This window comes from Allobosea sp. 01N443, from assembly GCF_056399325.1.
Genome location: NZ_JBFTRC010000159.1, coordinates 21738 through 28991 on the forward strand (window position 1 = coordinate 21738; position 7254 = coordinate 28991).

The 7254-nt window shown below is 64.2% G+C and carries 7 protein-coding genes; all 7 read left to right on the forward strand.

The window, feature by feature from the left end:
* The first annotated feature begins 2 nt into the window (after positions 1 to 2).
* The 7 genes from AC1DRP_RS27725 to AC1DRP_RS27755 all read left to right on the forward strand — a co-directional run bounded on the left by AC1DRP_RS27725 (position 3) and on the right by AC1DRP_RS27755 (position 6768).
* Entirely contained in the window at positions 3 to 1514 is a 1512-nt protein-coding gene (locus AC1DRP_RS27725; RefSeq protein ID WP_113518454.1) for an NADH-quinone oxidoreductase subunit M, read from the forward strand.
* A gap of 12 nt (positions 1515 to 1526) precedes the next feature.
* Complete coding sequence (gene nuoN, locus AC1DRP_RS27730; RefSeq protein WP_476770133.1) at positions 1527 to 2954, forward strand: NADH-quinone oxidoreductase subunit NuoN; 1428 nt, start codon at positions 1527 to 1529, stop codon at positions 2952 to 2954.
* A gap of 13 nt (positions 2955 to 2967) precedes the next feature.
* Positions 2968 to 3726: a biotin--[acetyl-CoA-carboxylase] ligase gene (locus AC1DRP_RS27735; RefSeq protein WP_441505510.1), complete on the forward strand. Its 759-nt coding sequence runs from the start codon at positions 2968 to 2970 to the stop codon at positions 3724 to 3726.
* A 111-nt stretch (positions 3727 to 3837) separates the two neighbouring features.
* Positions 3838 to 5508, forward strand: coding sequence for a ribonuclease J (locus AC1DRP_RS27740; RefSeq protein WP_476770134.1), 1671 nt, complete (start codon positions 3838 to 3840; stop codon positions 5506 to 5508).
* Positions 5509 to 5618: 110 nt separating this feature from the next.
* Complete coding sequence (gene mce / locus AC1DRP_RS27745; protein ID WP_476770135.1) at positions 5619 to 6023, forward strand: methylmalonyl-CoA epimerase; 405 nt, start codon at positions 5619 to 5621, stop codon at positions 6021 to 6023.
* 34 nt (positions 6024 to 6057) lie between these two features.
* Positions 6058 to 6435 carry a RidA family protein gene (locus tag AC1DRP_RS27750; RefSeq protein WP_476770136.1) on the forward strand — a complete coding sequence of 126 codons (378 nt, stop codon included), beginning with the start codon at positions 6058 to 6060 and terminating at the stop codon, positions 6433 to 6435.
* A gap of 102 nt (positions 6436 to 6537) precedes the next feature.
* Positions 6538 to 6768, forward strand: coding sequence for a DUF1467 family protein (locus tag AC1DRP_RS27755; RefSeq protein WP_069880671.1), 231 nt, complete (start codon positions 6538 to 6540; stop codon positions 6766 to 6768).
* Positions 6769 to 7254: the final 486 nt, after the last annotated feature.

Genomic DNA, 7254 nt, shown 5'->3' on the forward strand with positions numbered 1-7254 from the left:
TGATGTTCGGTTTCGGTATCCTCACCGGTCTACTCGTCCTGCCGCTGGTTGGCGCCGCCTTCATCCTGGCGCAGCGCGGCGACGAGGCTTCGGTCAGCTCCAACGCTCGCTATGTCGCGTTGGCGACGACGATCGCGACCTTCTTCCTGGCTTGTGTCGCCTGGGGCCGGTTTGACTCGGCCAATCCGGCCTTCCAGCTGGTCGAGACCCATGGCTGGGTCTCGGATGCGATCAGGTTCAAGCTCGGCGTCGACGGTTTCTCATTCCCGTTCGTGGTGCTGACCGCCTTCCTGATGCCGTTCTGCATCCTCGCGTCCTGGACGTCGGTCGAGAAGCGGGTTCGCGAATACATGGTCGCGTTCCTGATCCTTGAGACGCTGATGATCGGTGTCTTCGTCGCGCTCGACCTCGTGCTGTTCTACGTCTTCTTCGAAGCCGGCCTGATCCCGATGTTCCTGATCATCGGCATCTGGGGCGGCAAGCGCCGCGTCTACGCGTCCTACAAGTTCTTCCTCTACACGCTGCTCGGCTCGGTGCTGATGCTGCTCGCGCTGATGGCGATGTACTGGAATGCCGGTACCACCGACATCCCGACGCTGCTTGCGCATAAGTTCCCGGTCTCGATGCAGCCCTGGCTCTGGCTCGCCTTCTTCGCATCCTTCGCCGTGAAGATGCCGATGTGGCCGGTCCATACCTGGCTGCCTGACGCCCACGTGGAAGCACCGACCGCGGGCTCCGTCATCCTGGCGGCGATCCTGCTGAAGATGGGCGGCTACGGCTTCATCCGTTTCTCGATCCCGATGTTCCCGGAAGCCTCGGCGATGTTTGCGCCGCTGGTCTTCGCGCTCTCCGTCATCGCCATCATCTACACCTCGCTGGTGGCGCTGATGCAGGAGGACATCAAGAAGCTGATCGCCTACTCGTCCGTCGCCCATATGGGTTTCGTCACCATGGGCCTCTTCACCCTGACGCCGCAGGGCATTCAGGGTGCGATGTTCCAGATGGTCAGCCACGGGCTGGTCTCCGGCGCACTCTTCCTTTGCGTCGGCGTGATCTATGACCGCATGCATACCCGCGAGATCGCCGCCTATGGCGGGCTGGTCAACCGGATGCCGCGTTACGCCGTCGCCTTCATGGTCTTCACCATGGCCAATGTCGGGCTGCCCGGCACGGCCGGCTTCGTCGGTGAGTTCCTGACCATCCTGGGGGCCTTCAAGGCCAATCCCTGGGTCGCGTTCTTTGCAGCTTTCGGCGTCATCCTCTCGGCTGGCTATGCGCTCTGGCTCTATCGCCGCGTCGTGTTCGGCGAACTGGTGAAGCCCGAGCTCAAGAGCATCACCGATCTCAACACCCGCGAGGTCGTCATCCTCGCTCCGCTGATGCTGCTGACGATCTGGTACGGCATTGCGCCGGGTACCATCCTCGACGCCTTCGCCGCGCCGACCGAAGCCCTCATCAAGAATTATCAGGCCGCACTCACCGCCGCGAAAACGGCGATGCTGGTCGTACAGTAAGGTTTGGCAGCAATGACCTTGCCCGCCCTCGGCCCAGCTCTGCCGGAAATCACCCTCGCCATCGGCGCGATCGCCATGGTGCTCTACGGCGCCATCCGCGGCGAGGGCGCGACCCGTACGCTCGAAGCCTTCGGACTTGCCTTGCTCGCGCTAGCGCTCGTGATGGTGCTCTCGGGCACCGGCAAGGCGGTGACCTTCAACGGCGGCTTCGTCGCAGACGGTTTCGCGCGCTTCATGAAGGCACTGACCCTGATCGGTGCCGGCGCGGCGATCGTGCTCGCAGGCGATTTCATGCGCCGCGACGGCTCGATGCGTTTCGAGTTCCCCGTGCTGGTCGTGCTCGCCACGATCGGCATGATGATGATGATCTCGGCCAGCGACCTGATCGGCCTTTATATCGGTCTCGAGCTGCAGAGCCTTGCGCTCTATGTCGTCGCCGCCTTCGACCGCGACAATACCAGGTCGACCGAAGCGGGCCTGAAATACTTTGTCCTCGGCGCGCTGTCCTCGGGCATGCTGCTCTATGGCAGCTCGCTGGTCTATGGCTTCACCGGCACCGTGACCTATTCCGGCATCGCACAGGCGGTCCACGGCGAGCATATTAGCCTTGGGCTGATCTTCGGCATCGTCTTCGTCGCCGCCGGCCTTGCCTTCAAGATCTCGGCCGTGCCCTTCCACATGTGGACACCGGACGTCTATGAGGGTGCGCCGACGCCGGTCGCCGCCTTCTTCGCGACTGCGCCCAAGATGGCTGCGATGGCGATGATGGTTCGCATCTTCGTCGGGGCGTTCCCGGGCGCGCTGCATGAGTGGCAGCAGATCATCATCTTCATGTCGATCGCCTCGATGGCGCTCGGTGCCTTCGCTGCCATCGGCCAGCGCAACATCAAGCGCCTGCTCGCCTATTCCTCTATCGCCAATATGGGCTACGCGCTGGTTGGCCTCGCGACGGGAACGGCAGCGGGCGTCCAGGGCGTGATGACCTATATGGCGATCTATCTCGCCACGACGCTTGCCGCTTTTGCCTGCGTTCTGATGATGCGCCGCAACGGCAAGCCGGTCGAAGACATCTCCGAGCTTGCCGGGCTCTCGCGTACCAATCCCTGGATGGCTTTCGCGCTGGCGATGATGATGTTCTCGCTCGCCGGCATTCCGCCGCTGGCCGGTTTCTGGGCGAAGTTCTACGTTTTCTATGCCGCGATCGATGCCAAGCTCTACGCACTTGCTGTGATCGGCGTGGTGACCAGCGTGGTCGGCGCCTACTACTACCTGCGCGTCATCAAGGTGATGTATTTCGACGAGGCGAAGCCGGCCTTCGAGAAGGGAGACATCGGCGTGCGCGGCGTGCTGCTGGTCTCGACCCTGTTCGTGCTGATGCTCTCCTTCGTGCCGGCCCCGCTGTTCGACTCGGCTGCTGCTGCCGCCAAGTCGCTGTTCTAAGGGGGCGGGCGGCGTGCTCGGCGAGGCGGCGCGCGCCGCCGGCTACCGGCTGATCGTGCGGGACGCGGTAGGCTCGACCATGGAAGAGGCGCGTCGCGCCTCCGACCAGGGCGACCCTGGCTTGCTCTGGATCGTGGCTCGCAGCCAAAGCGCCGGGCGTGGCCGTCATGGCCGCAACTGGGGCTCACCGCCAGGAAATCTCTACGCCAGCCTCTTGCTCGTGCAGCCCTGCGAACCTGCGCTGGCGCCGCAGCTCGGGTTTGTTGCCGGCCTCGCCTTGCATGACGCCGCAGCTAGGGTGACCGGCCTCTCTGCTCCGCGCCTTGTTTTGAAATGGCCCAACGACCTGCTGATCGACCGCGCCAAGACGGCGGGGCTGCTGCTCGAAGGCGAGAGCCGGGCAGGGCGCTTTGCGGTCACCATCGGCATGGGCGTCAATGTCGCCAGCCGACCGGACGATACCCCTTATCCCGCGACCTTCCTGAAGGCCGAAGACCAGGCTGCGAGTATCGAGGCTCTGCTGGCCGCGCTCAGCGACGCCTGGGTTGCCCGCTTCAATGCCTGGTCATTGCCGGGCGGCTTTGGCCCGGCCCGGGCGGCCTGGCTCGAACGTGCAGCATTCCTCGGCGAGACCATCACCCTGCGCCTGGCGGAGGGGCCGCTGAGCGGTCGCTTCCTTGGCCTCGATGCTTCGGGTCGGCTCGAGCTCGATGTCGCAGGCGCGCGACATCTGGTTGACGCAGGCGATCTCTATTTCGGCCCTCCCGGCTGAACGGCTACGCCTGTCCCAGAGCGGCTCCTGTCGCGCTTCCACGGCCTTCATGCTAGGCCTTGCCACTCATCCGGCGCGCTCTGCGCCCTGCCTTTTGCCTTAGGATTTCCCGTGACCCGTTCCAGCGACCAACTCGTCTTCGTTCCCCTCGGCGGCCTAGGCGAGATCGGTATGAATGCGGCACTCTATGGCTTCGGGCCTGAAGGGCGGCGCAAATGGATCCTGGTTGATTGCGGCCTGTCATTTGCCGGTCCCGATGTTCCGGGCGTCGACATCGTCCTCCCCGACCTGCGCTACATCATCGAGGAGCGGGCCAATCTGCTTGGCATCGTGATCACCCACGCGCATGAGGATCATATTGGCGCGCTCGCGGCGCTGTGGCCCTCCCTGCGCGCGCCCGTCTACTGCACACAGTTCGCGGCCGGGCTGCTTGCCACGCGGCGGCTGGGCGAGCCCGGCGCTCCGAAGGTGCCGATCAACGTCGTCGCCCAGGGCGGACATGTCACGCTGGGGCCCTTCGAGATCGAGTTCGTGCCGGTGGCGCATTCCATTCCGGAATCCTGCGCGCTGGCGATCCGTACTCCGGTCGGCCTCGTCGTTCATACCGGCGACTGGAAGATCGACCCGACGCCGCAGGTCGGCCTGCCAACCGACGAGAAGCGACTGCGCGAGCTCGGCGACGAGGGCGTGCTCGCCCTGATCTGCGACTCGACCAACGTTATGCGTGACGGCATCAGCCCGAGCGAGGCGGACGTCGCAGCCAAGCTGAAGGAACTGGTCGCTTCCGCGCCCGGCCGAGTCGCCGTCACGACATTCGCCTCGAATGTGGCCCGGCTGCGGGCCGTCGCCGAAGCTKCCATGGCCGGTCATCGCGATGTCGTCGTGGTCGGCCGTGCGATGGACCGTGTCATCGATGTCGCGCGCGAATGCGGCTATCTCGACGGCATTCCGGCATTCCGCTCCGTCGAGCACTATGGCTACCTGCCGCGCGACAAGGTTGTGGCGCTGCTCACCGGCAGTCAGGGTGAGCCGCGCGCCGCGCTCTCGCGCATTGCGTCCGACGATCATCCCGAGATCGCCCTGTCGCCAGGCGACCGTGTGATCTTCTCGTCCCGCACCATTCCGGGCAATGAGAAGGCGGTCGGCAACATCCTGAATGCACTGGCACGGGACAATATCGAGATCATCACGGACCGCACGCATCTCGTCCATGTCTCGGGCCATCCGCGCCGCGAGGAAATGGCCCGGCTCTATGGCTGGCTCCGACCGAAGATCGCCATTCCCGCCCATGGAGAGGATCTGCATCTGAGCGAGCACGCGGCCTTCGCACGCGGGCTCGGCGTCAAGAACGTCGTTCGTGCCGGCAATGGCGACATCATCGCCATTACGGCCGATGGCGCCGGCAAGATCGATGAAGCACCCCATGGCCGGCTCTATCAGGACGGGGCTCTCCTGGTGAATGCCATGGAGAAGACGATCCAGGAGCGCCGCCGGCTCTCCTTTGCCGGCATGATTTCGGTCGCGGTTGCGGTTGACGACAAGGGCGGTATCGCCGGCGAGCCAGAGATTGCCGTGCTGGGCCTGCCGCCGGCCGCGCGCGACGGCACGCCCTTCGACGAACTGGTCGCCGATGCGGTCTCCGACCTGCTCGACAACATCCCCAAGGCGCGTCGCCGCGATCCTGAAGCGCTGCGCAACGCGCTGGAGCGTGGCCTGCGTAGCACCGTCAACGAGGAATGGGGCAAGAAGCCGCTGGTGCATGCGCTGGTGATCGAAGTCTAAGATATCGGCCCGAAAACTGGATTGCGGTTTTCGGGCCGATGCCAGCGCGGAAGGCTAGATCATCGGCAGTATGGACGGCGGTGTTCTCGCCGGATGCAAGGGAGCTCTGAATGATTGGTCGCCTCAACCATGTCGCCATCGCCGTAAAGGACCTTGCGGCCTCGAGTGCGCTCTATCGCGATACGCTCGGTGCACGCGTCTCCCAGCCGCTGCCGCAGCCTGAGCACGGCGTCACGGTCGTCTTCGTCGAGCTGCCCAACACCAAGATCGAGTTGCTCGAGCCCCTTGGAGCGGATTCGCCTGTCGCGAAATTTCTCGAGCGGAATGTCGATGGCGGCATTCATCACATCTGCTACGAGGTCGACGACATCCTGGCTGCGCGGGACCGGCTGAAGGCAACGGGCGCGCGCGTGCTCGGTTCCGGTGAGCCGCGCATCGGCGCCCATGGCAAGCCAGTCCTGTTCCTGCACCCCAAGGATTTCTGCGGAACGCTTGTCGAACTGGAACAGGCCTGAGATCCGACGGCGCGAAACAAGCGGGAGACGATTGATGATCGAGTTCTTCGGTGAGCCCGAAGCGGGCTCGCCACGCCCGTTCAGTGCGGCGACGCGGGCAGCGGGGCTTATCTTTGTCTCCGGACATTCGGCTCCGCATGATCCTGCGAACGGCATCCACCGCGGTGCGACACCGGTCGATGAGGTTCGCAATGCGCTGGGGCGGATCAGCGAGATTCTGACGGAAGCGGGCAGCAGCCTCGACCGTGTCGTGCAGATGACGATGCTGATCACCGACCCATCCGACTACGTCGCCTGCAATGCTGAATATGTGAAGCATTTCCCCGGCGGCCTGCCGGCGCGCCATACCGCGCGCTTCGGCGTGCCCACGGAAGCGCGCGTCGCATTCTCCTGCGTCGCCTTGGTCGGATAGGCTTTCGCGTGGATTGCGAGGGGCTGCGGCAGCGAGGAGCCTTGCCGCAATCCCGCTGGCTTGCCATGAGATGACCGCCTCCGCCCGAGAAAGGATCAGGCCATGACCATTGCTGGCGGTCTCGCCGTTTATTTCGTGATCTGGTGGACGGTTCTGTTCGTGACCCTGCCGTTCGGGGTCCGCAGTCAGGCGGAGGACGGGGAGGTCGTTCAGGGCACCGAGCCAGGCGCGCCCGTGCTTCCGGGCCTCGCCAAGAAGGCGCTGATCACAACGATCCTGGCCGGAATCATCTTCGTGTTCGTCTGGTATATCTGGTCGGCCTACGATCTTTGATCGGCCGCGGACGGTAACGCCAAAAACAAAGGGCAAGGCCGAAGCCTTGCCCTGGAGTCTGTTTTTTCCGCAGTAACGGCGCACATCTGGTTGCGTGCGACTCATATACTAGGCGGGCGTTTGTTCCTCCCGAGACCTGGTCCGCGGCGCTCAAGGTTTCCCCGAGCGAGCCCAGCGCCAGATGAGTATCCGATTGTGACAGGGCTGTCACCCATTTAGGCAGCGCTAGCCTGATCTTTTTGCAAGTTAAATGAAGTTTGCTCTTGTGCAGTGCGGCATGCTCCAGATGTGGCGGCTCAACGCCTTGTTCCCGTCAAAGGATGCCGTTACGACGCCGGTGATGATCGGCCGGATCCTCCGGCAACGACGGAGATGCTTCACATGCTGCGCAGTTCTCTCGCCATTCTCGCCCTTGCTGCGTCGCTCGGCTGCGCTCAGGCGCAAGCGCCGGCCTCCGATCCCAACAATACGGTCGTGCTCGAGACC

Bases quoted from the DNA above. Each gene is read 5' to 3' on its own strand.
- AC1DRP_RS27750 (WP_476770136.1), top strand. From the start codon at position 6,058: ATGATCGAGTTCTTCGGTGAGCCCGAAGCGGGCTCGCCACGCCCGTTC.
- mce (WP_476770135.1), top strand. From the start codon at position 5,619: ATGATTGGTCGCCTCAACCATGTCGCCATCGCCGTAAAGGACCTTGCG.
- AC1DRP_RS27725 (WP_113518454.1), top strand. From the start codon at position 3: ATGTTCGGTTTCGGTATCCTCACCGGTCTACTCGTCCTGCCGCTGGTT.
- AC1DRP_RS27755 (WP_069880671.1), top strand. From the start codon at position 6,538: ATGACCATTGCTGGCGGTCTCGCCGTTTATTTCGTGATCTGGTGGACG.
- nuoN (WP_476770133.1), top strand. From the start codon at position 1,527: ATGACCTTGCCCGCCCTCGGCCCAGCTCTGCCGGAAATCACCCTCGCC.